Origin of the sequence: Chryseobacterium camelliae (assembly GCF_002770595.1) — a bacterium.
Lineage (GTDB): Bacteria > Bacteroidota > Bacteroidia > Flavobacteriales > Weeksellaceae > Chryseobacterium > Chryseobacterium camelliae.
Genome location: NZ_CP022986.1, coordinates 3,083,965 through 3,109,000, shown reverse-complemented (window position 1 = coordinate 3,109,000; position 25,036 = coordinate 3,083,965). Strand labels below are relative to the sequence as shown.

At 40.3% G+C, this 25,036-nt stretch carries 27 protein-coding genes; 24 read left to right on the top strand and 3 right to left on the bottom strand.

Annotated features, from left to right (window positions below; all coding sequences use genetic code 11):
* The first annotated feature begins 2 nt into the window (after nucleotides 1-2).
* The 18 genes from CGB83_RS14380 to CGB83_RS14295 are packed head-to-tail and all read left to right on the top strand — an operon-like array spanning nucleotide 3 to nucleotide 17,461.
* Nucleotides 3-710 (top strand): WbqC family protein, encoded by a 708-nt coding sequence (locus CGB83_RS14380; RefSeq protein WP_100076428.1) that lies wholly within the window; start codon nucleotides 3-5, stop codon nucleotides 708-710.
* Nucleotides 711-715: 5 nt separating this feature from the next.
* Nucleotides 716-1,396 (top strand): acetyltransferase, encoded by a 681-nt coding sequence (locus CGB83_RS14375; RefSeq protein WP_100076427.1) that lies wholly within the window; start codon nucleotides 716-718, stop codon nucleotides 1,394-1,396.
* A gap of 2 nt (nucleotides 1,397-1,398) precedes the next feature.
* The gene (locus tag CGB83_RS14370) at nucleotides 1,399-2,325 is read left to right on the top strand and encodes a glycoside hydrolase family protein (RefSeq protein WP_185117389.1); all 927 of its coding nucleotides are present in this window, start codon (nucleotides 1,399-1,401) and stop codon (nucleotides 2,323-2,325) included.
* A complete protein-coding gene (locus tag CGB83_RS14365; RefSeq protein ID WP_100076426.1) occupies nucleotides 2,316-3,206 on the top strand; it encodes a glycosyltransferase in 891 nt (296 codons plus the stop codon). Before CGB83_RS14370 ends, CGB83_RS14365 begins: the two co-directional genes overlap by 10 nt.
* 33 nt (nucleotides 3,207-3,239) lie before the next feature.
* Nucleotides 3,240-4,358 carry a glycosyltransferase WbsX family protein gene (locus CGB83_RS14360; RefSeq protein WP_100076425.1) on the top strand — a complete coding sequence of 373 codons (1,119 nt, stop codon included), beginning with the start codon at nucleotides 3,240-3,242 and terminating at the stop codon, nucleotides 4,356-4,358.
* Nucleotides 4,358-5,191: a glycosyltransferase family 2 protein gene (locus tag CGB83_RS14355; protein ID WP_100076424.1), complete on the top strand. Its 834-nt coding sequence runs from the start codon at nucleotides 4,358-4,360 to the stop codon at nucleotides 5,189-5,191. The genes CGB83_RS14360 and CGB83_RS14355 overlap by 1 nt, the downstream gene beginning before the upstream one ends.
* Before the next feature lie 25 nt (nucleotides 5,192-5,216).
* Nucleotides 5,217-6,134: a glycosyltransferase family A protein gene (locus CGB83_RS14350; RefSeq protein WP_100076423.1), complete on the top strand. Its 918-nt coding sequence runs from the start codon at nucleotides 5,217-5,219 to the stop codon at nucleotides 6,132-6,134.
* Complete coding sequence (locus CGB83_RS14345; protein WP_100076422.1) at nucleotides 6,131-7,090, top strand: glycosyltransferase family protein; 960 nt, start codon at nucleotides 6,131-6,133, stop codon at nucleotides 7,088-7,090. The genes CGB83_RS14350 and CGB83_RS14345 overlap by 4 nt, the downstream gene beginning before the upstream one ends.
* Before the next feature lie 40 nt (nucleotides 7,091-7,130).
* Nucleotides 7,131-8,096: a capsular polysaccharide synthesis protein gene (locus CGB83_RS14340; protein WP_100076421.1), complete on the top strand. Its 966-nt coding sequence runs from the start codon at nucleotides 7,131-7,133 to the stop codon at nucleotides 8,094-8,096.
* Nucleotides 8,093-8,761 carry a Rossmann-fold NAD(P)-binding domain-containing protein gene (locus CGB83_RS14335; protein ID WP_100076420.1) on the top strand — a complete coding sequence of 223 codons (669 nt, stop codon included), beginning with the start codon at nucleotides 8,093-8,095 and terminating at the stop codon, nucleotides 8,759-8,761. Before CGB83_RS14340 ends, CGB83_RS14335 begins: the two co-directional genes overlap by 4 nt.
* A 3-nt stretch (nucleotides 8,762-8,764) precedes the next feature.
* Nucleotides 8,765-9,694 (top strand): glycosyltransferase family 2 protein, encoded by a 930-nt coding sequence (locus CGB83_RS14330; RefSeq protein ID WP_100076419.1) that lies wholly within the window; start codon nucleotides 8,765-8,767, stop codon nucleotides 9,692-9,694.
* Nucleotides 9,695-9,708: 14 nt separating this feature from the next.
* Nucleotides 9,709-10,452 carry a class I SAM-dependent methyltransferase gene (locus tag CGB83_RS14325; RefSeq protein WP_228419948.1) on the top strand — a complete coding sequence of 248 codons (744 nt, stop codon included), beginning with the start codon at nucleotides 9,709-9,711 and terminating at the stop codon, nucleotides 10,450-10,452.
* A 19-nt stretch (nucleotides 10,453-10,471) separates the two neighbouring features.
* Nucleotides 10,472-12,268, top strand: coding sequence for an asparagine synthase (glutamine-hydrolyzing) (gene asnB, locus CGB83_RS14320; protein ID WP_100076418.1), 1,797 nt, complete (start codon nucleotides 10,472-10,474; stop codon nucleotides 12,266-12,268).
* A 2-nt stretch (nucleotides 12,269-12,270) separates the two neighbouring features.
* Nucleotides 12,271-13,182, top strand: coding sequence for a GT-D fold domain-containing glycosyltransferase (locus tag CGB83_RS14315; protein ID WP_100076417.1), 912 nt, complete (start codon nucleotides 12,271-12,273; stop codon nucleotides 13,180-13,182).
* Nucleotides 13,179-14,126 (top strand): glycosyltransferase family 2 protein, encoded by a 948-nt coding sequence (locus tag CGB83_RS14310; RefSeq protein ID WP_100076416.1) that lies wholly within the window; start codon nucleotides 13,179-13,181, stop codon nucleotides 14,124-14,126. Before CGB83_RS14315 ends, CGB83_RS14310 begins: the two co-directional genes overlap by 4 nt.
* Nucleotides 14,119-15,189: a hypothetical protein gene (locus CGB83_RS14305; RefSeq protein ID WP_100076415.1), complete on the top strand. Its 1,071-nt coding sequence runs from the start codon at nucleotides 14,119-14,121 to the stop codon at nucleotides 15,187-15,189. The genes CGB83_RS14310 and CGB83_RS14305 overlap by 8 nt, the downstream gene beginning before the upstream one ends.
* Nucleotides 15,186-16,127 (top strand): glycosyltransferase family 2 protein, encoded by a 942-nt coding sequence (locus CGB83_RS14300; protein ID WP_228419946.1) that lies wholly within the window; start codon nucleotides 15,186-15,188, stop codon nucleotides 16,125-16,127. The genes CGB83_RS14305 and CGB83_RS14300 overlap by 4 nt, the downstream gene beginning before the upstream one ends.
* Nucleotides 16,127-17,461, top strand: a complete 1,335-nt coding sequence (locus CGB83_RS14295) for a hypothetical protein (RefSeq protein ID WP_100076414.1) — start codon at nucleotides 16,127-16,129, stop codon at nucleotides 17,459-17,461. Before CGB83_RS14300 ends, CGB83_RS14295 begins: the two co-directional genes overlap by 1 nt.
* Before the next feature lies 1 nt (nucleotide 17,462).
* Here the strand turns inward: CGB83_RS14295 and CGB83_RS14290 are convergent, their stop codons facing one another.
* Together CGB83_RS14290 and CGB83_RS14285 are read right to left on the bottom strand one after the other, a co-directional pair.
* A complete protein-coding gene (locus CGB83_RS14290) occupies nucleotides 17,463-18,491 on the bottom strand; it encodes an acyltransferase family protein (protein ID WP_100076413.1) in 1,029 nt (342 codons plus the stop codon).
* A gap of 25 nt (nucleotides 18,492-18,516) precedes the next feature.
* The gene (locus CGB83_RS14285) at nucleotides 18,517-19,287 is read right to left on the bottom strand and encodes a class I SAM-dependent methyltransferase (RefSeq protein WP_100076412.1); all 771 of its coding nucleotides are present in this window, start codon (nucleotides 19,285-19,287) and stop codon (nucleotides 18,517-18,519) included.
* Between the two features lie 97 nt (nucleotides 19,288-19,384).
* On the opposite strand from CGB83_RS14285, the gene CGB83_RS14280 reads away from it, so the two are divergent.
* From CGB83_RS14280 to CGB83_RS14255, 6 genes are read left to right on the top strand one after another with little or no spacing between them, the layout of a single operon-like run.
* Complete coding sequence (locus tag CGB83_RS14280) at nucleotides 19,385-19,930, top strand: acyltransferase (protein WP_100076411.1); 546 nt, start codon at nucleotides 19,385-19,387, stop codon at nucleotides 19,928-19,930.
* A 35-nt stretch (nucleotides 19,931-19,965) separates the two neighbouring features.
* Nucleotides 19,966-20,799: a glycosyltransferase family 2 protein gene (locus CGB83_RS14275; RefSeq protein WP_100076410.1), complete on the top strand. Its 834-nt coding sequence runs from the start codon at nucleotides 19,966-19,968 to the stop codon at nucleotides 20,797-20,799.
* Between the two features lie 14 nt (nucleotides 20,800-20,813).
* Nucleotides 20,814-21,965, top strand: a complete 1,152-nt coding sequence (locus tag CGB83_RS14270) for a glycosyltransferase (RefSeq protein WP_100076409.1) — start codon at nucleotides 20,814-20,816, stop codon at nucleotides 21,963-21,965.
* 2 nt (nucleotides 21,966-21,967) lie between these two features.
* The gene (locus CGB83_RS14265) at nucleotides 21,968-22,531 is read left to right on the top strand and encodes an acyltransferase (protein ID WP_100076408.1); all 564 of its coding nucleotides are present in this window, start codon (nucleotides 21,968-21,970) and stop codon (nucleotides 22,529-22,531) included.
* Nucleotides 22,532-23,710 carry a glycosyltransferase gene (locus CGB83_RS14260; protein ID WP_100076407.1) on the top strand — a complete coding sequence of 393 codons (1,179 nt, stop codon included), beginning with the start codon at nucleotides 22,532-22,534 and terminating at the stop codon, nucleotides 23,708-23,710. It abuts the gene before it with no gap.
* 8 nt (nucleotides 23,711-23,718) lie between these two features.
* Complete coding sequence (locus tag CGB83_RS14255) at nucleotides 23,719-24,276, top strand: serine O-acetyltransferase (RefSeq protein ID WP_100076406.1); 558 nt, start codon at nucleotides 23,719-23,721, stop codon at nucleotides 24,274-24,276.
* 75 nt (nucleotides 24,277-24,351) lie between these two features.
* Here the strand turns inward: CGB83_RS14255 and CGB83_RS14250 are convergent, their stop codons facing one another.
* Entirely contained in the window at nucleotides 24,352-24,954 is a 603-nt protein-coding gene (locus CGB83_RS14250; RefSeq protein ID WP_172954711.1) for a DUF2306 domain-containing protein, read from the bottom strand.
* Between the last annotated feature and the right edge of the window lie 82 nt (nucleotides 24,955-25,036).

Here is a 25,036-nt window from a genome sequence, read left to right as displayed (position 1 = left end):
GTATGAAAATTGCCATTATGCAGCCATACATTTTTCCTTACATAGGATATTTTCAAATGATAAGTGCTGTTGATAAATTTGTTTTTTATGATGATGTAAATTTTATCAAGCAGGGCTGGATCAACAGAAATAAAATCCTAGTATCTGGAAGAGGATATCTATTTACAGTACCGCTATCAAAAGCTAATTCTTTTACTTTGATTAAAGATACTCTAATCAATAACAAGCTGTACGAAATCTGGAAATTAAAATTTCTGCAAACGTTATCACAGAACTATAAAAATGCCCCTTATTTCAGCAAAATATATGAGCTTATCGCAGAAGTTCTAAACTACAAGCACAATTCTATTAGTGACTTAGCTATAGATAGTATACAAAATGTCTCACAATATCTAAATCTGAAAACCCATTTTATTATCTCATCAGAATCCTATTCCAATAGAAATTTAGAGAGGCAGAAACGGTTGTTTGATATCTGTAAGCAGGAGAAATGCTCTCATTACATTAATGCTATAGGAGGTCAAGAACTTTATAAAAAAGAAGATTTTATAAAAGAAGGAATACAATTAAACTTCATTAAATCTTTACCTTTGGAGTATAAACAATTTAAAAATCAATTCATTCCTTACCTTTCAATTATGGATGTCTTAATGTTTAATAGTCAGGAAGAAATAAATTTTTTATTAACTAAACACGAATTTATAAATTAATATTTATGGAAAAAATTGTAATTTTCGGAACCAGTCAGCTAGCGAGTTTAGCTCATTTCTATTTTACGCATGATTCTCCACATCAAGTGGTAGCATTTACTTTAGACAAAGACTATATATCTGATAATGAATTCAGAGGCTTGCCTGTTATTTCATTTGATGAAATAGAAAAACATTATCCACCTTCCGAATATAAATTATTTTTACCCATAAGCTTTAAAAAGATGAGTTTCTTTCGTAAAGCCAAATTTGAAGAAGCTAAAAGAAAAGGATATACATGTGTAAGTTACGTTTCCAGTAAGGCAAGCACATGGCCAGATCTCACCATTGGTGAAAATTGTTTTATTTTTGAGGATAACACTATACAGCCGTTTGTTACTATAGGAAACAATTGCATTTTATGGAGTGGAAATCATATTGGGCATCACACAAATATTCATGATCATGTTTTCATAACTTCCCAGGTTGTTATTTCAGGATGCTGTGAAATTGGTGAAAATTCATTTTTCGGGGTTAATGCAACAATACGAGACGAAACCAACATTGGCAAAGCATCCTTAATTGGTATGGGAGCGATTATTACAAAAGATACTCCGGAATTCAGCATATGGCTGGGAGCGAAGTCTACTATGAGAGAAGAAAAAAGTATTGATATAGATAGTATTTCTCATAAAACAAATGGCTAGTAATGTGGATTAAGAAAGGAAAGATACACCATGTTGATCATTATAATGATTGGATGATTTCTCATGCATGCGTTCCGACAGCACTACAGATTAACGCAGATACTATAAGGATTTATTATGCTCCCCGGAATTCTGATGGAAAAAGTATACCAACTTATATAGATGTATCTGCGGACAATCCGGGAGAAATTTTATATATTCATGATCAACCTATTTTAGAGCCCGGAGAGCTAGGTACATTTGATGATGGAGGAATTATGCCTTGCTCCGTAGTCCGAATATCGGAAACATGTATCTATATGTACTACGTTGGGTGGAATGCCAGTGTTCTGGTTCCTTACAGAAATGCGATAGGATTAGCTATTAGTTATGATAATGGTGAAACTTTCCAGAAAGCATTTTTGGGAGCGATTGTTGAACGCAGCCGTGATGAGCCTTTTTTTACAGCTTCTCCCTGTGTCATTAAACAAGAGAATAAGTGGATTATGTGGTATGCTTCCAGTACCGGATTTGTGTTAAATAACGGGAAACCTGAACCCTTGTATGAAATTAAATATGCATATTCTGATGATGGTATTAATTGGAATCGTCCTAACATTACCTGCATTCCCCCGGCTGAAAAATATCAGTGTACAGCTAGGCCTACAGTAATTATAGAAGACGGAAAATACAAAATGTGGTTTACCTATAGAGGATCGTTTGATTATAGAGACGGTAAAGAAAGTTATAGGATCGGTTATGCGGAATCGAATGATGGAATTCACTGGCTACGGGATGACCAGGCAAGCGGAATTGGGTTTTCAGATTCAGGATGGGATTCTTCAATGCAAACTTATCCGTCTGTTATTGAAGTGAATAACCAGAAGATTCTATTTTATAATGGTAATGGCTTCGGAAAAACCGGAATAGGATACGCAATATGGGAGTAGAGGTAAGAAAAAAGGTCAGCTGCCACGTTATCACATATAACCATATCAATTACATTCAAAGATGCATTGATGGGATTCTTATGCAAGAAACCGACTTCGATTTTGAAATCGTTATTGGCGATGATGTATCTACTGATGGTACCCGGGAAATTGTGGAACGTTATGCCGCTGAATACCCTCACATAATCAAGCTGAATTTAAGACAGAAAAGAGGAGCAGGAATTCCCGGTAAAGAAAATTTTGTTTCTACCCTCGAGATGTGTACCGGAGAGTATATATCCTTGTGTGATGGCGATGATTACTGGACAGATACCTTAAAACTACAGAAACAGGTTGATTTTTTAGAAAAAAATAAAGATTACGTTTTATGCTTTCATAAAGTTAATATCTTAAAAACAGACGGGACAATCACATCTGACTTTATTACGAGGTTGCCAGATAATTATGAATTGCGTCAGGACCTTGTTATGAATGCAAATTACATTCATGCTCCGTCAGTTTTGTTTAAAAACATAATTGGCGAAGAGCTTTATTCAATTGAATTTCAGGAGAGTCCTATAGGAGATTATTTTCTCTATATTATACTTACACAGTATGGAAAAATAGGATATATAGATGAACCTATGGCTGTCTACAGGCATAATGTTGGTGTTTATAGCTCACTCAGTAAACTAAATATGACTAAGGCAGATCTATTGCTATTTACCAATTTATATTCGTTTGAAAAGGATAAAAACGCTAAAAAAATTTTTTATCAAAATATTTTAAACATATTGAGCATCATAGAAAAGGAAATAAATAATCTCAATAATGAAAATAAGTTATTGAACACACGCAGGCATAATATTGTCGAAACAATCTACAAATTCTTGAAAAGGTAAAAAATATGTAGATTTTCAAAATATAAATGTATTATGAAAAAAATAAAACCTCTTGCCTTTTATCTTCCTCAATATCATCCTATTCCTGAAAATGATGAATGGTGGGGAAAAGGATTTACAGAGTGGACAAATGTAGGAAAAGCAAAGCCTCTTTACGATGGGCATGAACAACCTCTTTGTCCGGGTGAACTTGGATATTATGATCTCCGTGTTCCGGAAGTAAGAGAGCAACAGGCACAGATGGCCAGAGATTATGGAGTGTATGGATTTATATATTATCATTATTGGTTTGGCAATGGTAAACAACTTCTTGAGCGTATCGCGAATGAAGTCCTTGAATCAGGAAAACCTGACTTTCCGTTCTGTTTTTGCTGGGCCAACGAAACCTGGTCGGGCAGATGGCATGGTCTTGATAAAAAAATATTGGCTGAACAGGTTTATCCATCACAGGAAGACCTCGAGGCGCATTTTAATTATCTTTTACCTTTTTTTAAAGACAACAGGTATATAAAAGTAGATGGAAAACCTGTTTTGGTAATATATGACCCTTCCGACCTTAATGATAAGGCTCCAGACTATATTTCAAAATTCAGAACTTTAGCAAAAGAAAATGGAATTGATGATCTTTACATCATAGCAAGTAATAAACAACCTGATCATTTGGATTACAAACAGATGGGATATGACGGGAAAATTTCTCATGCATTTCAAAAGGCCTGGATTCCCTACATAGAGAATCCAAAAGTATATATATCAAGCACAGAATATTACGTAAAAAAAGTAAAAAGAATTTTTGGAATAAAAGGAAAACCAAAACCTGAAAAGAAAGTAAATATTCAGGATGTCAGTATTATTGTGGATGAAATGAAATTTGTCAATGCAGGAGTTGATACGTATCCTATGGTGCTGTCCAATTGGGACAATACACCAAGAAGTGGATATAATGGTGTTATTTTATCTAATAACAGTCCTGAAGTTTTCAGAAAACAAATTGATAAAGCAGCTCTTTTTCTGAGAGAAGAAGATACTACAGAGAATTTTTTAATCCTGAAATCATGGAACGAGTGGGCTGAAGGCAATATTTTGGAGCCAGATCTTAAAAATGGATTTTCCTTTTTAGAAGAGATTAAGAAAATAAAACATATAGATTAATGGCAGTTCCTACAGTATCCATTATCGTCCCATGCTACAATCAGGCACAATACCTTGATGAGTGTTTGCAGTCTGTGGCATCCCAGATTTTTAAGGACTGGGAGTGCCTCATTATCGATGACGGATCACCGGACCATACTGCTGAAGTTGCAAAAAAATGGGTAGAAAATGATCCCAGGTTTACCTACTACAGAAAAGAAAACGGAGGAGTTGCCTCAGCAAGAAATTTCGGGCTGGATAAAGTAAGAGGAAAATGGATTCTGCCGCTTGACGGAGATGACAAGATCAATGAAAACTATCTTTCCTATGCCATAGAAAAACTTCGGGAAGGCTATGATCTGGTCTATTGCCATGCAGACTATTTCGGAACCAGAAATGAACCTTTCGTCTTATTGGATTATACTTTTGAGAATTTATTAAAATATAATGTGATTTTCTGTTCAGCACTTTTCAGCAGGGAAAAACTGAATGATATACGGTATGATGAAAATATGACCCATGGGCTGGAAGACTGGGAATTCTGGATTTCCTATCTCTCTCAGCCGGATATGAAAGTGCATCGTCTGGAACAGACGCTTTTCTATTACAGGATTAAAGATATTTCCAGAAATGAAAACATCAAAAACGATTCGGAAAAAATGGATCAGGCCAAGAAATACATCCTGGACAAGCATAGCAAAACCTATTTCAGTACTTTCGGAGATTATTTTCATCTGATATGGAAAGTCTCTGCCCTGGAAAGAGAAAACAATTACTATAACAGGATCATCAGCAGTAAAAAGTACAAAATAATTAATCGTGTGATCAATTTCATCCATAAAATACAACCTTAATTCCCTCAAAAGACAAACATAGAAGATGAACCCGTTAGTTTCCGTTATCATTCCCAACTACAATCATGAAAAGTTCCTGCCTCAAAGACTGAAAAGCGTATTTGAGCAGGCCTATGATCACTTTGAGGTGATTCTTCTGGATGACTGCTCTACGGATCACAGCAGTATGATACTGCAGGAGTATGCTTCCCATCCCAAAACTTCCCATATTGTTATCAATGAAAAAAACTCGGGAAGTCCGTTTGCACAGTGGGAAAAGGGAATCAGCCTCGCCAAAGGAGACTATATATGGATTGCAGAAAGTGATGATTTTGCTGAGACCAGCTTCCTCGAGAGACTGATGCCTTTATTCTTTGAAAAAGAAAATGTAGGCCTGGTGTACAGCAGATCGGACAATGTTGATGAAAACGGTCGTTTTTATGATATCTTCTGGCCGGATAGCCTGGATGAAAAAAGGTGGTATTCTTCGCATTACAATGAAGGAAAGGATGAAATACGCAATTTTTTAAAGTTCAGGAATACCATTCCCAATGCCAGTGCCTGTATTTTCAGGAAGCAGGATTTTGATTTTTCCCGGATGAAGACCATGTTTTACTCCGGTGACTGGCTTTTCTGGACTATGATTTTACTGACGAGCAATATCTATTTCTGCAGCGATGTGCTTAATCATTTCAGGTTCCATGATAAAACGACCAGAAGCCTGAAGTCTGCTACAAATGCCAAATACCAGGAATACCTGTATGTACTTTCTTTTATTTATCAAAAGCTTAACGAAAAGCTGGGGTATGAAAGAAACCACTTCTGGATCTATTATGAGCTCCGGAAACAGTCGGTATCACCTGTTTTTCTGTTCAGGAAAGCCAGGCCATTCTTTTATGCTTATGCCTACTTCAGGTATAAATTACTGAAATACCGGATAAGGACAAAAATTTTACACAGATGAAGCATCCCAAAGCCTTTTGTACGATCATTACCAACAATTACTTTTCCTGGGCACTGTCACTGTATGATTCCCTGGCAGAATTTGACCGTGATATCATCCTGTATGTTGCGGTGGTTGATCATTCTGTAGAAGACCATTCGTCCAAGACGATCGGTAAAAACATCAAGATATTAACCCTGGATGATTTTGACAGTGTAAAGTTTTCGCAGGAAATCATTCATCAATATAAAGATAACCTGAATGTTCTGAGATGGGCCCTGAAACCTGTACTGGTATCAAAGTGCCTTGAGTTCAGTGAAAAAGTGATCTTTACGGATGCTGATATCTATTTTTTTAATGCGTATCAGTTTTTATTTGATTATCTAGATGCTTCGCATATCCTCCTTACTCCGCATTGGCGGCCTCTGACACCCGGTGAAAACCCGGCAGAGTTCAATGCTACATTCAGACATGGAATATTCAATGCAGGATTCATTGGCGCTAGCGCACATGGTAAAAGTGCACTGGAATACTGGGCGGAGAACTGTTATATTTTCTGCGGGAATAATCCTGAGGTTGGACTGTATCATGATCAGGTTTACCTGAATCTTATTCCTGCTTACTTTGAAAAAGTAAAGATTGTGAGAGACCTGGGCTGTAATCTTGCGGGCTGGAATATTGATTTTTGCAGGAGGACAAAAGATCCGGAAAATGATGAGGTGAAAATTAACGGCACTTTCCCAGTTGTCTTCATTCATTTCACTAATGTCACCATTGATAAAATTTTGAAGGGAGAAGATCATCTGCTGAAGCCTCATCTTGAAAAATTTGATAACAGCCTCGTTAAAAACGGCTTTAAAAGCATCATATCCCAGAGGCTGGAGTATTTTGACCGGCTGGTAAGAGAACAGAATGAGTCTCTTTGGGATAAACAGATCAAAAAGCTGAAACAGATCTACTACAGAATAAGATACTGAAAGTACAGTTAACATTTTTATAACACATTAAAGAAAAACAATGCTGCCTCCGGTAAAATATAAAGAAATCCTGTGGGGAGACGGACCACAGAATTCCGCACCTATTCCTAAGATCATCTGGTCATTCTGGGACTATCCCACAGAATCACCTCTGGTGAATGCCTGTGTGCGAAATCTGAAAAAATACCTGCCTGATTTTGAAATCCATGTTTTGAACAGAGCATCCGTTAAAAAGTTTTTGCCGGACATAGAAATGACGGTCCGGGAAGATATTTCCTTCGTTAATTTTACGGATCTTACCAGGCTTACCATATTGGATACTTTTGGCGGATTCTGGATTGATGCCAGCATTATGCTCACTGAAAACCTGGACTGGCTATACCGTTCAAAATCACAGACAAATGCCGACCTGATAGGTTTCTACTCAGATCACATTACAAATGACTTTGAATATCCTATTTTAGAGACATGGTTTATTGCCACTCCCAAAAACGGGAAAATGATCCATGACTGGCATATGGAGTTCAGACAATGCTATTACTCACCGGATCCGCATAACTTTTATCCTGAAATAAAGCATAATCCCTTAAGAAGGCAAAATATCAAAGAAGACTGGCTGCTGGATTATCTCATTGCCTACCAGGCTGCAATGACCGTTATGCACAGATCAAAGGATTACCGCATATTGATGATCTCAGCAAATGATATGGCACATTTCTATAATTTCAAATTAAAACTGAAAGGAAAACAGCTTAGCACTTATTTTCTTAAAGGTGAGATTCCACAGCATTATCCTAAAATGATAAAGTTTGAAAAAAACGGAAGAAATATCATCGATCAAGACATTGCCTACGGAAGGTACCACCGTACATCTTTCTTATTTTCCATCTCGAAAGAACAGAATTATTTTCTTCATAAATTAAAAAGAAAAAAAACTTACGCTATATTTATCGCACGAAACCTGATAAAAAGGTTCATGCATACAGCAAACTCACACAACAAATGATTATAGGAAACGGACTTATTGCCACCTCATTACAGCATATTGACACAGAAGCCCATCTCTTTTTTGCTTCAGGCGTTTCGAATTCACTGGAAACCAGAAGCTCTGAATTTGAAAGGGAATTCTCGCTTCTTAAAAAAAGTATCGAATCTAATAAAGAAAGTAAGTTATTTTACTTTTCTACCCTCAGCATTCACGACCAGTCCAAACAGGACAGCCAGTATATCATCCATAAGCTGAAGCTTGAAGACTATATCAGGAAAAATGCAGAAAACTACATCATTTTAAGAATTGGGAATATCGTGGGTAAAGGAGGCAATCCGAATACTCTTTTTAATTTCCTTAAAAGCCAGATTAAAGCTGAATCTAAGTTTAATCTTCACCGCAGGGCAAGGAGACTCCTGCTGGACATCGATGATATTCCATGGTTTGTCAGCAGCCGTTGCTCAGAGATCAGTAATGATACCGTTAATTTCGCCTATCCTTATTATTATGACTTGAAATCAATTGTAAATGTTATACAGGAACATATCGGTGCAGAGGCAGATTATACTGAGTCTGATGAGGGAGATTTTTATAAGGTTGACTTTACGGAAGCAGTAAACACTTTTTTTATAGAGACCTCACCCGAAAGATACCTGAAGATGCTTGCAGAAAAATATATTTAAAAAATGACGCAGAAAATCTACATCATTATCGTTACCTACAACGCCATGAAATGGGCGGAAAGATGTTTTGGAAGCCTGAGAAATTCTTCCGTACACGTCAACTGTATTGTAGTCGACAATGGATCTTCTGACGGCACTCAGGAATATCTCAATGCGAATTTTCCGGAAGTACATGTAATTCAATCGGAACAGAACCTGGGTTTTGGTAAAGCGAACAATATCGGTATTGAAACAGCCTATGCATCCGGAGCAGAATTCTTTTACCTGATGAACCAGGATGCGTGGCTGTACAGAGACAGTATTGAAAACCTGCTTACGGTATATAACAGCCATCCCGATAAAGATGAAATAGGAATTCTGAGCCCGATGCATATTGACGGAAGCGAAAAGAAACTGGACATTTTCCTGGATAAATACATCGCTACTAATTTTGAACACACACGCCTGATATCAGACTTGTATTTTCGGGATCTGAAACCTTATTATGAGCTGAAATTCATCAATGCAGCGCATTGGTTGCTGCCTAAAAGCACTGTTGAAACGGTAGGAGGGTTCAACCCGTACTTTTTTCATTATGGAGAAGATGCAGAATATGCCAACAGGGTCACTTACCACGGAAAAAAAACACTACTGGTGCCGGGAAGTAAAGTTGTGCATGACGGCAAACAGTTTTTGAATAAGGTTGATTATTCCGTTTATGAAGACTTGGGGGTGGAGATCAATATTATGAATCCCAACCTTGACCACTCTTTCCAACAGGAAAAAAAAGCTCTTACACAAAGCATGGTTAAGACCCTATTATTACGTAAGTTTATTGATTATAAAAATTTATTACAGAAATACAGAAAAATTTCAAAGGAAGAAGGTCGGTTCAAAGAAATACTTAAGCAGGTCACTCAAAAGAAACCGACATTTCTAAATATTCAAGCATAAAAAACACAAAATAGATGTCCATTCTTAGAAGATTAAAAATTGCATTTCACTCAGGTTCAACATATGATTGTCCATTCTGCGGATATCATGCAAAAAGCTGGGAAACGGTAGGTCATGACCTCCCGGTACTTACAGAAAAGCAGGTTGTAGGCGGCGGCAGAAGAGCAGCAGGATGCTACCGGTGTCAATCCAGAGACCGTGAAAGGCTTCTGTACGCCTATTTTATGGAAGAGCTGAAAATTGCTGACCGGAAAGATCTTGCTATTCTGCATATTGCTCCCGAACAGAAGCTTTCAAGGCTTTTCCTTAAGCAGAATTTCAGAGAATATATCTGCGGAGATCTTTTTACGAAAGGATATGAATATCCGGACCACGTACAAAATATGAATGTCCTGGATATACAATATCCCGATCATCACTTCGATATCGTTATCTGCAACCATGTACTGGAACACATTCCTGAAGATTCAAAAGCGATGTCCGAACTTTTCAGGGTATTGAAGCCTGGCGGAAAAGCCGTTCTCCAGGTTCCGATTTCTAAAAACAGCCTGAAAACAGTTGAAGATTTTACCATTACAAACCGTGCTCAGCGTGAAGCTTTATTCGGTCAGTTTGATCATGTGAGAATTTACGGACAGGATTATGAGCAAAGGCTTCGAAGTGTTGGTTTTACGATAAACAGGATCAACATTTCCAAAAAATATAAGAACATGGGACTTAATCCAGATGAAGATCTTTTTGTATGTGAAAAATATTAATCCTTATTATTGAAATCATATGTGCGGAATTGCAGGAATTATTGCAGGGAACTCAGAAAGCTATCAGCAGCAGCTTCAAAACATGACCGATGCCATTGCGCATCGCGGTCCGGATTCGGCACATTTTGAATTTTATCCGAATGCCGCATTGGGTCACCGCAGGCTTTCCATCATAGATTTATCGGATAGCGGAAAACAGCCGATGTTCTCATCTACCGGAAACGAATGTATTGTCCTGAACGGTGAGATTTATGGCTATAGAAATATCAAAACCCAATATCCGGAATATGCGTACCGCGGAACCTCAGATACTGAGGTCATTCTTGCCATGTACCATAGAAAAAAGGAAAACCTGATCCATGATCTTCCGGGAATGTTTGCTTTTGCTATCTGGGATGAAGAAAAGCAGCAGCTTTTCTGTGCGCGGGACCGTTTCGGTGAGAAACCTTTCTATTATGCCATAGGTCCTGACAATGAGTTCATTTTCGCCTCTGAAATCAAAGCCATACTGGCATCCGGACTGATCAGTCCGAAAATCAATCAGGAAGCGCTTTCCCATTACCTTCAGCATGGATATGTAAGTACCTATCAGAGTATTTACAGCAATATTTTTACGCTGCCTCCTGCACATCAGCTGATATGGAAAGATGGAAAAGTAATGGTTTCAAGATATTACAGCCTGCCTGCAAAAGACAGGTCTATCAGCCTTTCGGAAGCCAAGGAGGAATTTATTCACCTGCTTAAAAATGCCATTAAAAAGCAGCTGGTTGCCGACGTTGAAATCGGCAGTTTCCTGAGCGGCGGGCTTGATTCATCCTCTGTCGTTGCCCTGATCAGTGATTTACTGCCGCAACAGACCACCATCAGCTTCGGGTATGATAATGAAAGTAGTGAACTGCATTATGCAAAAGGGATAGCAGAACGGTACAGGACAAACCATATTGAGATCCATGAAAAAAAACAGAGCCTGGTCCGGTCGCTGCTGAAGGTGTCCCCTTTTCTCGATGAACCCTTCGCAGACAGATCATATCTCCCTCATTTCGAAATATGCAAGGCTGCCGTAAAAAATTTAAAGGTAGTACTTTCCGGTGATGCCGGTGATGAGCTTTTTGGCGGTTACAGTTTCTACAGTGTCGAGAATATGATGAGGAATCATTTCAGCTATCAGAACATTATTGCAAAATTCGGGTTATCTTTATATGGCAGAATACAACAATTGTCTTTTGTTTCGCAACAGAATCTGAAGTATGATTCCGTTCTTGATTTTCATCAGAATCATGTACGCAATTTCTTTTCAGGACAGGAGCGATCACAATTGGGTGTACAGGGAGATTATCATCAGCCTTACAGTTTCAGTCCGGATGAAAATTCCATGAATGATATTATGCGTACGGACCTGGAAAAATTTGTTCCGGGAAATATGCTGGTAAAGTCAGACCGGATGGCAATGGCCAATTCCCTTGAGGTAAGGACACCCTTTCTGGATCTGGATTTTGCTGAATTCTGCATTCAGCTGCCTGAGCAGCTTAAACTCGATCGTGAGCATGATAAAATAATCCTGCGTGAAGCGATGGGCTCTTACTGGACAGAGCAGATAAAAAACCGGAACAAGCAGGGCTTCGGGTCTTTTATAGAAGACTGGTTTGCAGAAGATGAGCTGATCAGGTTTTCAGACAGCCTGCTCAGGGATCCTGATCATAAAATTTTTAAACTCATTGATTTTAATGAATCCCAGAAGTTTTTAAATAAGGATATGAAACACTGGAATCTCCTCCAGCTAGCACTTTGGGCAGAAAATAACAAAATCCACCTGTAGATATGGCATTCAAAGAAAAGCTTTCTTCAACCTTTTATTATTATCAATGGGTTTTACAAACCAGGAAACTGAGGCAGGCATTTCCCAGATATAAGGTGATGCCTGTAGAAGAATGCATCTGTGAAATTATCAGCAACAGGAAATCAGCCAGCAGATTCGGGGATGGTGAATTCAGGCTCCTGTTTCCGGAACACTATCTTGAATTCCAGGAAAACAGCGAAGAGCTCCGCATGAAACTTAAAGAGGTACTGGCTGGGAGTCTTCGCAATCATATTGTTTGCCTTCCCGAACAGTTCTGTTCATTCCGTAAATTTGATATCAGTACAAAATACTGGTGGAAAAAGTTCATAAACCATTATGGGAGAAGAATAACTCCATTTCTGGATCCTCACAGGACTTACGGGAACGCATTTATCAGCAGGTTTTATATCGGCTTTAAAGATAAATCTGAAACCAGGGTACAAAGAACAGTCAGCAATCTGAAAAAAATCTGGGATGACAGGGATCTCCTGATTGTAGAGGGAAGGTATTCCAGGTTGGGGGTTGGAAATGACCTGTTCAGCAATGCAAAGTCAATGGAAAGGATCATATGTCCTGAAAAACACGCTTTCCGCGTTTATAAAAACATTTACGAGGCTGCGCAACGGTATGGAAAAAATAAACTTATTCTGGTAGCATTGGGCCCTACCGCAACGATTCTGTGTTATGATCTTGCTAAAGCAGGGTTTTGGGCAGTTGACATAGGCCATATTGATATTGAATACATGTGGTTTTTGAGAAAAGCAACTGAGAAAACACCGATTCCGGGACGGCATGTTAATGAAGCTGAGCAGCAGGAATCACTTGATCTCCCGGAAGAGTATGCAGAAAATTATATAAAAAGTATCCTATTACAAATTCCCGGATCACCATGAATATATCAGTCATCATTCCAGTATATAATGCATCTTCATTCCTGGAAAAGGCAGTACATTCTGCCCTGCAGTTTGACGAGGTTAAAGAAGTGATTCTGGCAGAAGACCAGTCTCAGGACAATTCACTGGAAATATGCAACAGGCTCGCTTCGGAAGATTCAAGGGTCAAAGTATTGAGGCACCCGGACCTGGGAAATCACGGAGCCGGAGCAACAAGAAATTTAGGAATGCAAAAAGCGGAAGGTGAGTTTATCGCCTTTCTGGATGCTGACGACCATTACCTCCCCAACCGTTTTGATGCTGAAAAGCAGTTTTTTGAAGATGCCCGGATAGAAGGGGTTTTCGGTGCCACAGGCGTAGAGTTTCTTTCGCAGAAAGGTCAGGAAGAATTTCAGAATAAATTTAAGAATGTATCCCTTACCACAGTTAATTTCCCCGCAGAAGGCAAAGAAGTCTTCAGAGGACTTTTAGGATTAACCTCAAAAACCTTTGGTACCTTTTTTCATCTGAATGGTTTAACGGTAAGAAGATCAGCTGTTCTTAAAAATAACCTTCAATTCAATGCGCGCTTGCGGGTTCACCAGGATTCGGATTTTATTATAAAATTAGCGTATCATTGTCATCTTAAATCAGGAATTATTGACAAGGCCATTGCAGTGAGAGGGGTTCATAATGACAACAGGATTACAAAAATAAAACTCTACTCTACCGGATTTTATAAAAACAATTTCCTGCTTCATCAGTCACTTTATCAGTGGAGCATACAGCAGCCTCTGAATCCGGATTGCCTGCAGGCCATAAAGCTGAATTACCTCAGCTTCAAAATAGCCAACCGGAAAGGGTTGCATAAATGGATTTCCTATTTTGCTGCTGCGGTGTTCAACCCGCTTATATTAAAGACCAGATACCGTTTTCATGCTTTAACCAGACATCACAATGCTTAGAATATTCAATCAGGTAAAAACCCTTATCAGGGATACGGCTGCATTTGCCCGGGCTTGGCAGTACACCCCGCCACAAAATAAGCGTGCCCTGCTCATTAGTTGTCCCAATCCTCATCTGTATCATCGTTTTTTTTACCTGCTGGTCAAAATGTATCAGCTTTCAGGCTATACCATCTATTACCCTATGGATTTTGCCAAATTCAGAAACCTCAGGAATAAAGACCATTATTTAGGGTTAATGGTGAAAGAACAACACTTTTTAAGCATCCGGAAGAAAAATATGCCCGATCATGTTGTTGAGCTTACACAGGATATGCTGAGTCCCGATTATTTTAAATCTTATTTTACATTGAAAAACCAAGAGGAAAACGTTTTTCATGTGCCCATGAGCTTTCATCCTTTCATGTATCACAAAGGGTTATGGAACCAGGAAATTGATACTGGCAAGAAACGAATCAATGCGGTCTTCTGCTATGGAAATTTTGATCCTACAGCTTATCTGGCCATTAAAAAAACAGCTTTTTCCGTTGTAACACGGATCGACCTGCTTAATTTTTTCAGGATACAGAAATCTTTTGTTTCCATTACCGGCAGAAAAGACATTACAGAATCCGGGGATCTGCTTGATAAGAAATATGTCTTTGCCATTAAGGAACAGTACCAGATTCCTATGGAAGAAGTAAGAGGATTAGTTTCCCGCTTCAATTTTTATCTATGCTGCCCCGGAGTGGTAATGCCTCTGTGCCATAATGTAATCGAAGCCATGTCAGTAGGCACCATTCCGCTGATACAGAAGGAATATGCAGAAGTGATGTACCCTCATCTGAAACACGGCTTCAACGCTGTTATTTTTGAGCATCTGGATCATTTAAAAGCTATTCTTGCTGATGAACTATTCAATTATTCTGAAGATGAAATCTCTTCTATGAAACAGAATGTTCTGAATTACTATAATGATTACCTCAGCCCTGAAGCAGTGGTAAAAAATGTCAATGAAAGCATCCGGAACAACCGGTTAATTTATTTACAGGCAGAACACCGAAGCGTAAAATTCAGGTCATGATGAAAATTTCAGTTATTATTCCGGTGTATAATGCCGAGAAATACGTAACCCAGGCTGTAGAATCGGCCCTGCAGTTTGACGAAGTCTTTGAAGTCCTTCTGATAGAAGACCGTTCTCCGGATAATGCCCTGGAGATCTGTACACAACTGGCTTCCCGGCATGAAAAAGTAAAACTTTTTCAGCACCCCGATAAAGGAAACCACGGCGCAGGTGCTACCCGGAACCTCGGCCTGGAAAAAGCAACAGGAGATTTTATTGCCTTTCTGGATGCGGATGATTATTACCTGCCGAACCGTTTCGATGCCGAAAGGGAAATTTTCAGAAATCATGAAGTAGAAGGAATATATGGTGCCCTGGGTGTGCATTATTATTCGGAACAGGCAAAGTCCCAGTACTACAACATATTCGGAGACCGCCTGACTACCGTATACAAGAGGCACCTGCCTCATGATGTGTTTGCAGGGCAGCTGAATATGCAGGGATCTTTTGGCCTGATCCATCTAGATACGCTTACAGTGAGAAAAGACTCCCTAAAAAAGATGCAAGATCTTTTTAAAACCCACCTCAGGCTTCATCAGGATACGGAATTCCTGTTCCGCCTCTCCTATTATCTGGATCTGTATCCGGGAATCCTGGATAAAGCTGTGGCAGTAAGAGGAGTACACGAAGAAAACAGGATCACAAAAGTGGATTCCGGCATCATTAAGCCTGCCTCCACGAAAATACTGCTCTGGAAAGAAGTCCATGACTGGGCCGAGCACGAACCTACGATCCCTCAAAACATCAAGAAACATATTGCCCGGATGTACCGCAGTTTTGAAATTGCCAACGCTCCTGTACCGAAAAAATGGGGTATGATAGCAAAAGACCTCATCACAGATTATCCAGGAATCCGTTCAGGTCTATACAATATCAACTTCAGAAAAGATTTATTCTGATGAAAGAACTGTTATCCTCAGAGAACAAGAGCAGGCTCCTTGACTGTCTCGTTATTCTGGGGACATTAAGTTTTTTAGTGCTTAAGTTTATATACTCATCCGGGGACCTGACTCCGGACAGCCTTCAGTATTTTCTCCAGGCGAAGGATTTCTGGACCTATAAAGTGAATTTTCCGTTGGGTTATCCTCTGCCCATTAAAATCTTAAGCTATGTAACCGGCAGTTTTTTTTCCGCTTCAAAATGGGTCAATATCCTTTCGTACATCGGAATTGTTCTCTTTTCATACAGGAAGAAATTTTACTTCCCGCAGACCCTGATTATATTTTCTTTTTATCCTTTTACCGGATTTTATACCTACAGCTTTTCGGAACCCTTATATTACTTCTTCAATTATCTAATCATTTATTATGTGTACAGAATCATAGCAGAAGATTTTAAAACTAAATACACCGTTTACTTGGGAATCCTGTTTTTTATGCTGGTATCCGTCCGTTTTTCAGGTATTTTTGTCTTTGCCTTTTCAATGCTGTTTCTAGCCTTGATATCCAGGAGAAAAAAATATTCAGTACAGTCTTACCTGTATACAGCTGCTGCTGCTTCATTGGGTATATTGTCGTATCTGATGATTAATTTCATGTACTGTGGCCATGCATTAGGAGACAGAAGCCATCTTCAGCAGGTTCCTGTAAACATCTTCAGTGTATTTATTCCTCATTTTCTGTATTCTTTATTCCATGATTTCAGTCTTTTCAATGGCATCCTGCATAAAGGAATTCTGTCGCGGATATCCTTTATACAGGTGTATGCAGGTTTTTTGTTGATTACAGGCGGGATTTTGCTTATCATTAAAAAAGGAAAAAAATTAAGCAGTTTCAATTTCTATCTGGTGCTTTGCTTTTCAGGAATCCTTTTAAGTTTATTGTACAGCTATTATACCACGGTTATCGATGATGATATCCGCATCAAAAGCAATGCTTTCCTGTACCTGGCCATGATTATTGTTTTTAATATTCCCCTGCGCACACTGAACTCCCTGAAAGTTTTTGTCTTTTTAATCCTGGTCCTGAACAGCATCACTGTATTAACCTATTACAAACGTGCAGATCTTCTGCTGGATAAATACGATGCTTTTATCAGCAATTGTGCACATAAGAAAGTGAATATCATATACAAAAACTTTAGAGATAAGCATGAACGGAATAATGCTGCCGTCCTGTTTTTTAAAACACGGCTTATTGATAAAGGATTTGATATGATTGAATCTGAATCACCCGTCCCATCAGGATCAGGATGCCGGATTAGCACATCCGAAATCATCCGTATGGATAAATAGGTTAATGTTTGGTTTTAGATTTCAATATATTCCGCAATGGCTTTTCTACCGTTTCATACAAAAGTGCTGAGCTCAGGATCAGGACCGGAATATAGATCAGGAAAACAATATCATTACTGAAATCATATTTTGCCGAGGCCAATGCAGCCCTAAGAATATAAAGAACAGGAATATGGACGATATACATGGCATAGCTGATCTCTCCTGAGTATTCCAGAGGTTTCAATGAAAATATACTTGTCAGCCTCCCATTATTCCGTGAGATCAGGAATATCAGCGGAATAAAAAATACCGCCATGAGACCATTATGAAAATTAAGCGGGATGAAAATCAACGACAGCAATATGGCCATGACCAATACTATGATTTCAATATCGTAATTTTTCCGTACTGATTTCTTAATAAAAAGGAGTCCGGCAAAGTTCCCTGCCAGAAATTCACTGATGTGAAGCAGCGGGAAATAAAACCCAAGTTCATGACTTTCCGTATGAGGACCTTCATACCAGGAAGAATGGACATAAAGGTTTGAAAATACCTGCGTAGTCAGCCAGATGGTACCGGCAATCACCCATATGCTTTTATTGTTCCTGGAATAATACCGGTTATACAGGAAAGGAAAAAGCACGTAAAACAGAAATTCAACAGAAATTGACCAGCCCGGGAAGTTCAAAACCAGTGCTTTGCCCGGAATCCAGCTCTGCAGGCCCGATAAATACAGAATCAGGTTCAACCAATTGAATCCTGAATATCTGGTAATAAGGTATAATATAACCCCACCGACATACAGCGGATAAATCCTCGCGAACCTGTTCCTGTAAAAATCCGCGTATGCTATTCTTTCTTTTCTGTGGTAAGCAATGATCATGATAAACCCGGACAGGATGAAAAAATAGCTTACGCCAACGTTAGCCCGCAGGAAAACTTCGGATACATAAGGAATCTTGTAAAGGAAAAGGTCTTTGTTAAAGTGGGAGATAACAATAGCAAGGGCCGCAACGAAACGGGTAAAGGTGATCTGACTGATTTTCACGGATCAAAAAATAGCCTGGATGATGTTATTTAATGAAAATACCGACGTACTTCCCTTCGAATTCCACGACAACGGAATCAATAGTATTTTTTTCACAGAAATCCTGATACGCAGAGTTGTCTCCGATGTCATCACTGATAAAAACCCCGCCTTTCCTCAAATGCGCATACAGTTCATGATACGCCCAGAACCTCCCGTTATAGCTTTTATCTGAATCATAATGCACAACATCAAAAACAGGATTATCAGCGAAGATTTTCGGCAACGATTCACGGTCTGCAAAACGGAACAGCTTCCATTGTCCTTTCAGGTCTTCAGGGACTACATATCCCACATAGCGATCACCATCCTGCGCCAGGTAGGGCATATCCGAGCTGTATAATGTTCCTCCCCTCTTTTTCAGGGATAAAAGTGCCGCCAGAGACGACCATCCGTAGGCTACACCGGTTTCAACAACGTTTATAGCCTGAGTATATTCACAGGCAAAGTAGATCATTTCCAAAGCTCCGGCTCCTCCCATTTTTACGGGACATTCCTGTTCCTTCTTTGCAGCCCCGGCAAGAATGTCAGCATACCGGCTCCTGAAAGAGGCTGTATCTGCTCCGAAAAGATGCTGTACGGCCTCATGCTGGGAAACCGCTTTGAATTGTGCCCATGAACCCGTTTTCTCTTTTCCTTTGAAAGCATTTTTCCTGTTCAGTGTATTTTTTATGATTTTTCTGCCCAGTTCAGGGTACAGGTCCGGCCTATTCAGATAAGCGATGAATGTTTTGAGAACTCTGGATATTTCACTCATTGTGTTGAATTTAATGGGCAAAAATAAGATTTTTTACGGTAATGGCATAAAACATTTATCTTTGTGCTACAAATGTGAATGAAATTTTAAATCGCTTATGCTGTATACCATTTTTGAAAAGATCCGGAGGAAAAGTCAGGCGTCTGTTCTCAGGCGCCACCCGCGCGTTTCCCTGAAAGACCTGCGTTCCGGTACAGACAATCACTTCATTCTGGATCCTGATCTGGAGCAGGTTAGTCTTGGAAGCAGAGCATCATTCAGGAACTATATCCATATTTTGGTGGGTAAAAAAGCACGACTCGATATCGGTGATGATTTTTTCATGAATAATTTCTGTTCCATCAACTGCCTGGAAAGCATTTTCATCGGCAATCATACCCTGTTTGGAGAGAACGTCAAATTATATGATCATAACCATGCTTACGAGACGGTTCCTGAATTCAGGATATCGTACTCAGACTTTAGCACGGCACCCATCAGGATCGGCAACAACTGCTGGCTGGGAAGCAATGTAACCGTTCTCAAAGGCGTTTCTATAGGAGATAACTGTATTATCGGAGCAGGATGCACCGTGTATCGTGACATCCCTGCAAATACTACCGTAGTTAACCGTCAGGAACTGCTTTTGAAAACAAGAGCATAATTTTCCCCATCTTTGTAACGGCAAAACACCCGCTGATGAAATTCTCCATCCTTATCGCCAACTATAACAACGGTAAATTTTTCCCCGACTGCTACAGGTCTATTATAGCGCAAAGCTATACAGACTGGGAAGCGGTAATCCTTGATGATGCTTCCACAGATGATTCCCTGGAAGTTATCCGGAAACTCACCGGTGCCGACAGCCGTTTTAAGATCTACCGGAATGAGGTCAACAGCGGTGTAGGCATTACCAAAAGCAAGCTGATAGAACTGGCAGAAGGTGATATCTGCGGTTTTGTGGACCCTGACGATGCCATACAGCCGGAAGCCATCTCATCAGCAGTAGCTGCTTACAAAAAAGACCGGGATATTGTGCTTACCTATTCCTACTTTATGAAATGTGACGAATACCTGAATCCGACAGAACCTTTCAGGTCCGGAATGCAGGTACTGAACGGCGATCCCTTCTTTTTCAACTGTCCCGTTCAGATCGCCCATTTTGTTACTTTCCGGAAGGATATATATAACCTGACGGAAAAGATGAACCCGGAACTTAAAATTGCTGAAGACCAGGACCTGTATCTTAAAATGTATGAAAAAGGTAAAGTATACTTCATTAATGAACCGCATTACCTGTACCGCATGCATGCAGAAGGTATTTCGCAAAACAGCAATAAGGCCAGATCCCATGATTATTTTGCCCGGGTGATCATGGCAGCCATGAAGCGGAGGCAGCTGAGCAACATACACGGAAAAAAGATCCCAGAAAGCTATACCCATCCTGATGAGGTATTTGCTTTGCTGGATTATCAGAATAAAATCCTGTTCAGGATAAAGAAAAAAATCCTGTTATTTTGCAGGAAGTATTAGATAAGACCGAGCCTATGTCAGAAAAAATAAAACTGCTCTTCAGGCACCGTTCCATGGAAATGGGCGGCGTGGAAAAAGTAATGCTGAGCATCCTTAACAATCTTGACAGAGAAAAATTCGAGATGACGGTCTGCCTCAACATCAATCAGGGAGAACTGCGGGACGAATTTCCTGATCATGTACGGAAAGTATCCCTTACCCCCGGCAGGGAAGACTTTTCTGGAAATACTATCATCCGGAAAATCCAGCTGATCCAAAGAAGGCTGAAGCTCAGACAGATCCAGAAAAACCCTGCTATCGCCGATCAGCTTCTGGGAGAACAGTACGATGTGGAAATCGGGATGACGTATGGGGATTTTGCAGCGGTGCTTCATTCTACCAACAAAAACTCAAAAAAAATAGGCTGGTTCCATTCCGAGATCAGCCTGCCGAAGCTGCAGCCGCTGGTTCCCGGAATCCTGAAGCATTTCCCGGAATTTGACCAAATGGTCTACTGTTCGCAGAAAATCAAGGATATGATGCATCAGTATTATCCGGATCTCGCTTACCCTCCGGAAGAAGTGATCATCAATGCTATTCCTGTAGAAGAAATTAAAAGGAAAGCGGATGAACCGATGGGCGAATTCCCGTCAGGACCGGTGTTTATCTCCATCGGCCGGCTGCATTCCAGAAAAGGATACCATAAGCTGATTGAAGCCCATACGAGACTGATCCGTGAAGGGTTCCATCATTCGGTGATCGTAGTGGGTGACGGGGAAGAACTTCATAATCTGACAGCACAGATTACAGCTGACCAAGTAGAAGATACGTTCATCCTGGCAGGAAACAAGATGAATCCCTATCGGTATGTTAAGCATGCAGATTATTTCATTCTTCCGTCAGAATCTGAAGCATGGCCCTTGGTTATTGCCGAGGCGCTTCTTCTTCAGAAACCTGTTATCGCTACGCGTACAGGAGATATTCCGGAAATGATCCAGGACGGCATTACAGGTTGTCTGATCAATTATGATACAGATGAGATGTATGAGGCTATGCAAAGGTTTTTAACGGACCCGGAGCTCACAGAACAGATCAGAAAAAACCTGGCCGATATCGAAGAACAGTTTGACAACCGGAAGATCTTCAGCGATATTGAAAAAATGATCCTTAATTTAGTAAAAAAATAAGCATGCTTTTATTATACCGTGCCCTGCTGAAAATACATACGACCTATCAGTTCATGATCCAGAAGATCTATCTTAAGATCTGCTTATCAAAAGGGCTGAAAGTAGGGAAAAATGTGCGTTTTGTAGAGGTTCCCCAGTTCGGAACGGAATGTTTCCTGATTGAGATCGGGGACGATACAACATTTTCCAATAATGTACGGTTTGTGAACCATGACGGTGGACAAAACGCCCTGCATTTCTTTGATGAATATAAAGATGTGCGTACTTTCGGGAGGATAAAAATCGGTAAACAGTGCCTGATCGGTGCCGATACCACCATCATGCTCGGCGTGGAAATGGGCGACAACTGTGTTCTGGGAGCAGGATCTATCTTAACCTCCTCCATGCCCAGCGGAACGGTGTATGCGGGCGTGCCTGCCAAATACATCTGTACCATTAAGGAATACGGGGATAAACTCCTGGCCAATAATGTCATGTATCCGCGTGAGCTGGAGCGGGACAGAGCCAAGCTTGAAGCTTATATCAAAGAACATCTCCCTCACACCTATAAACCGGTAAAGAAATAAATGGCTGAAAAGAAGAACATACTCATCCGGATTGGTTCCCTGCGTCATGGCGGCGCAGAAAAGGTCCTGGTGACGCTGCTTAAAAACCTTCCCCGGGATCAGTATGAAATCGATCTGCTGCTCAATCTTTATTCCGGAAAATACCTGGCGGATGTCCCGGAATGGATCAATATCCTATATCTGAACAAAGGGGAAATGATTACGACTAACAGGCCACACGAAATCCCTAAGAAGGCTGCAAGGGTACTCTACCAGGGAATGCTTAAAAGATTTCCGCGCCTTCTTTACAAAGGGAAACTGAAAAATAAAAAATACGACATCGAATTTGCGGCCATCCACGGAATGCGCGATGAAATCCTGAAGTCCCCGCTGAAATCATCAAAAAAAATCGTCTGGATCCATAATGACCTTTCCCGGGTAAAAGGCTACACGGAAAAAGAGATCCGGAAATTTTTCGGGTTTGACCGGATTATGGTGATTTCAGAAAAGATCGAACAGCATTTTCACAGCCTGGCCCAAAATGATGCGGAACACCGGAAGATCATCAAAATATACAATCCCCTGGACACCGGGGAATTTATAGCCAAAGCCGAAGAGCCGGTGCTGAATTATGAATTCGATAAGTCCGTACCCACCTTTCTTTCAGTAGGAACGGTTTTTCCCCAAAAAGGTTTCGACCGTTTGCTGAAAGTTCACAAAAGGCTTTTGGATGAAGGATTCAGGCATAAGATTCTGATTGTGGGAGACGGATATGATTTTGATAACATCAGAAAACTGCAATCTGATCTTGCACTGGACGAAACCGTAACCATGCTGGGCTTTACAGATAATCCTTATCCCTATTTTAAACAGGCAGATTTCTATATGCTGAGTTCGAGGTATGAAGGTTTTCCGACGGTACTTTTTGAAGCTATTACCCTGAAAAAGAAAATCATCGCCACTGAGGTTTCAGGAGCAGGCGAAATGCTGATGAATGGCGCATTAGGCATGCTGGTGGAGAATTCCGAAGCAGGGATTTATACGGGGATGAAAAAAGCTTTGGCTCAGCCGCAAGTGTTTGAACCGTACGTTGAACGCCTGAATCATTACGAGATGCCTTTCACGCTTGAAAATTCCGTTTCCGGGATTGTTTCAGTGTTAGAGTCTCTTTTTAATTTACCTTCTAATCCTGATCAATAAATATTTTTATGGCAGACCACCATTCTATCCTCCAGAAAGATTTTTACCGGGAAAGCGGCCAATGGCTTTCCACAATGGGAATCTGGGCAAAATGCATCAACCCGAACCTGCATTTCATCTACGTATTCAGGAAAGCACAACAATATCGTGAAACCCTTGTTCTGAATGTGGTGTGGAGATGGATTCTACGCCATTACCAGATCAGATACGGTTTCCAGATTTACCCGGAAACTGAAATCGGGGAAGGGTTTTACCTGGGACACTGGGGAAGCCTGGTGATCAACCCGCGTACAAAAATCGGGAAAAACTGCAATATCGCCCAGGGCGTTACCGTCGGCCAGCAGAACCGCGGGAAGAATGCAGGTATTCCGGTCATCGGCAACGAAGTGTGGATCGGCGCCAATGCCGTAATCGTAGGAGGCATTACCATCGGAGACAATGTGCTTATCGCTCCGAATGCCTATGTAAATTTTGATGTGCCGCCGCATTCCGTCGTGGTGGGGAATCCTGCCAAAATATACTCTAATCCTGAGGCAACAGAAGGGTATATCAATAATAAAGTCTGATTTACAGCTGCTTTTAATTGATCTTTCTGAATGAAGATGCGGTGTCACAGAATCTATATTCCGTTTATTCAGAATTTACGCTCTCACGCTCCTGTTCAGAAAATAAGCGGTCAATACATTAGGAACCCAGCACAGCCATGCCACAATACTATAGGAATTAACAGGATCACCAGTCATTCGTATCAACAGGGGATACCAAATTCTCAGGGTTACCGCTGCAAATGCACACGCATAGCTGTACGTCATTAACTGCTGGTGTTGAATGACCTGTCCGTTTCTGATTTTAGCCACCGCTATGGCCGTAGTCATCAGCCAGGTAATTCCTAATATGATAAATCCTGTTTCTGATACCAGGCCACCGTTTGCATAGAAGCCCATATACACTGCAGATACAGAACTGATGATGGCCGCAGTTACGTAGATCTTCCCGATCACCCTATGCAGGCCGGTATATTTGCTTCTGAATGAAGGCCCGAACTGCCGCCAGCCTATGAAAAGTGCCAATCCACCGAAAATGATGTGGGCAAGAAAAGCTGTTTTCCAAATGATATTATGAAGAACTTCGGGAGACTTGGAGCTCAGAAAGGTATATTTAGACTCAACAAAAGCATATAGCAAGGGATAGGCACCTACCAGCAAAGCCAATATGCACATGGTTGCAAAAAGTAATTTTTTCATAATACCTGAATAATTTTTTGTAAAGGTGCACATTAAAAAGGTCTTAACCGTACCAGAATGAAAGGTGGCACAAATTTACTCA

Excerpts from the sequence above, each read along its gene's own strand:
- CGB83_RS14380 (WP_100076428.1), top strand. The coding sequence starts at position 3 with ATGAAAATTGCCATTATGCAGCCATACATTTTTCCTTACATAGGATAT.
- CGB83_RS14375 (WP_100076427.1), top strand. The coding sequence starts at position 716 with ATGGAAAAAATTGTAATTTTCGGAACCAGTCAGCTAGCGAGTTTAGCT.
- CGB83_RS14370 (WP_185117389.1), top strand. The coding sequence starts at position 1,399 with ATGTGGATTAAGAAAGGAAAGATACACCATGTTGATCATTATAATGAT.
- CGB83_RS14365 (WP_100076426.1), top strand. The coding sequence starts at position 2,316 with ATGGGAGTAGAGGTAAGAAAAAAGGTCAGCTGCCACGTTATCACATAT.
- CGB83_RS14360 (WP_100076425.1), top strand. The coding sequence starts at position 3,240 with ATGAAAAAAATAAAACCTCTTGCCTTTTATCTTCCTCAATATCATCCT.
- CGB83_RS14355 (WP_100076424.1), top strand. The coding sequence starts at position 4,358 with ATGGCAGTTCCTACAGTATCCATTATCGTCCCATGCTACAATCAGGCA.
- CGB83_RS14350 (WP_100076423.1), top strand. The coding sequence starts at position 5,217 with ATGAACCCGTTAGTTTCCGTTATCATTCCCAACTACAATCATGAAAAG.
- CGB83_RS14345 (WP_100076422.1), top strand. The coding sequence starts at position 6,131 with ATGAAGCATCCCAAAGCCTTTTGTACGATCATTACCAACAATTACTTT.
- CGB83_RS14340 (WP_100076421.1), top strand. The coding sequence starts at position 7,131 with ATGCTGCCTCCGGTAAAATATAAAGAAATCCTGTGGGGAGACGGACCA.
- CGB83_RS14335 (WP_100076420.1), top strand. The coding sequence starts at position 8,093 with ATGATTATAGGAAACGGACTTATTGCCACCTCATTACAGCATATTGAC.
- CGB83_RS14330 (WP_100076419.1), top strand. The coding sequence starts at position 8,765 with ATGACGCAGAAAATCTACATCATTATCGTTACCTACAACGCCATGAAA.
- CGB83_RS14325 (WP_228419948.1), top strand. The coding sequence starts at position 9,709 with ATGTCCATTCTTAGAAGATTAAAAATTGCATTTCACTCAGGTTCAACA.
- asnB (WP_100076418.1), top strand. The coding sequence starts at position 10,472 with ATGTGCGGAATTGCAGGAATTATTGCAGGGAACTCAGAAAGCTATCAG.
- CGB83_RS14315 (WP_100076417.1), top strand. The coding sequence starts at position 12,271 with ATGGCATTCAAAGAAAAGCTTTCTTCAACCTTTTATTATTATCAATGG.
- CGB83_RS14310 (WP_100076416.1), top strand. The coding sequence starts at position 13,179 with ATGAATATATCAGTCATCATTCCAGTATATAATGCATCTTCATTCCTG.
- CGB83_RS14305 (WP_100076415.1), top strand. The coding sequence starts at position 14,119 with ATGCTTAGAATATTCAATCAGGTAAAAACCCTTATCAGGGATACGGCT.
- CGB83_RS14300 (WP_228419946.1), top strand. The coding sequence starts at position 15,186 with ATGATGAAAATTTCAGTTATTATTCCGGTGTATAATGCCGAGAAATAC.
- CGB83_RS14295 (WP_100076414.1), top strand. The coding sequence starts at position 16,127 with ATGAAAGAACTGTTATCCTCAGAGAACAAGAGCAGGCTCCTTGACTGT.
- CGB83_RS14285 (WP_100076412.1), bottom strand. The coding sequence starts at position 19,287 with ATGAGTGAAATATCCAGAGTTCTCAAAACATTCATCGCTTATCTGAAT.
- CGB83_RS14280 (WP_100076411.1), top strand. The coding sequence starts at position 19,385 with ATGCTGTATACCATTTTTGAAAAGATCCGGAGGAAAAGTCAGGCGTCT.
- CGB83_RS14275 (WP_100076410.1), top strand. The coding sequence starts at position 19,966 with ATGAAATTCTCCATCCTTATCGCCAACTATAACAACGGTAAATTTTTC.
- CGB83_RS14270 (WP_100076409.1), top strand. The coding sequence starts at position 20,814 with ATGTCAGAAAAAATAAAACTGCTCTTCAGGCACCGTTCCATGGAAATG.
- CGB83_RS14265 (WP_100076408.1), top strand. The coding sequence starts at position 21,968 with ATGCTTTTATTATACCGTGCCCTGCTGAAAATACATACGACCTATCAG.
- CGB83_RS14260 (WP_100076407.1), top strand. The coding sequence starts at position 22,532 with ATGGCTGAAAAGAAGAACATACTCATCCGGATTGGTTCCCTGCGTCAT.
- CGB83_RS14255 (WP_100076406.1), top strand. The coding sequence starts at position 23,719 with ATGGCAGACCACCATTCTATCCTCCAGAAAGATTTTTACCGGGAAAGC.
- CGB83_RS14250 (WP_172954711.1), bottom strand. The coding sequence starts at position 24,954 with ATGAAAAAATTACTTTTTGCAACCATGTGCATATTGGCTTTGCTGGTA.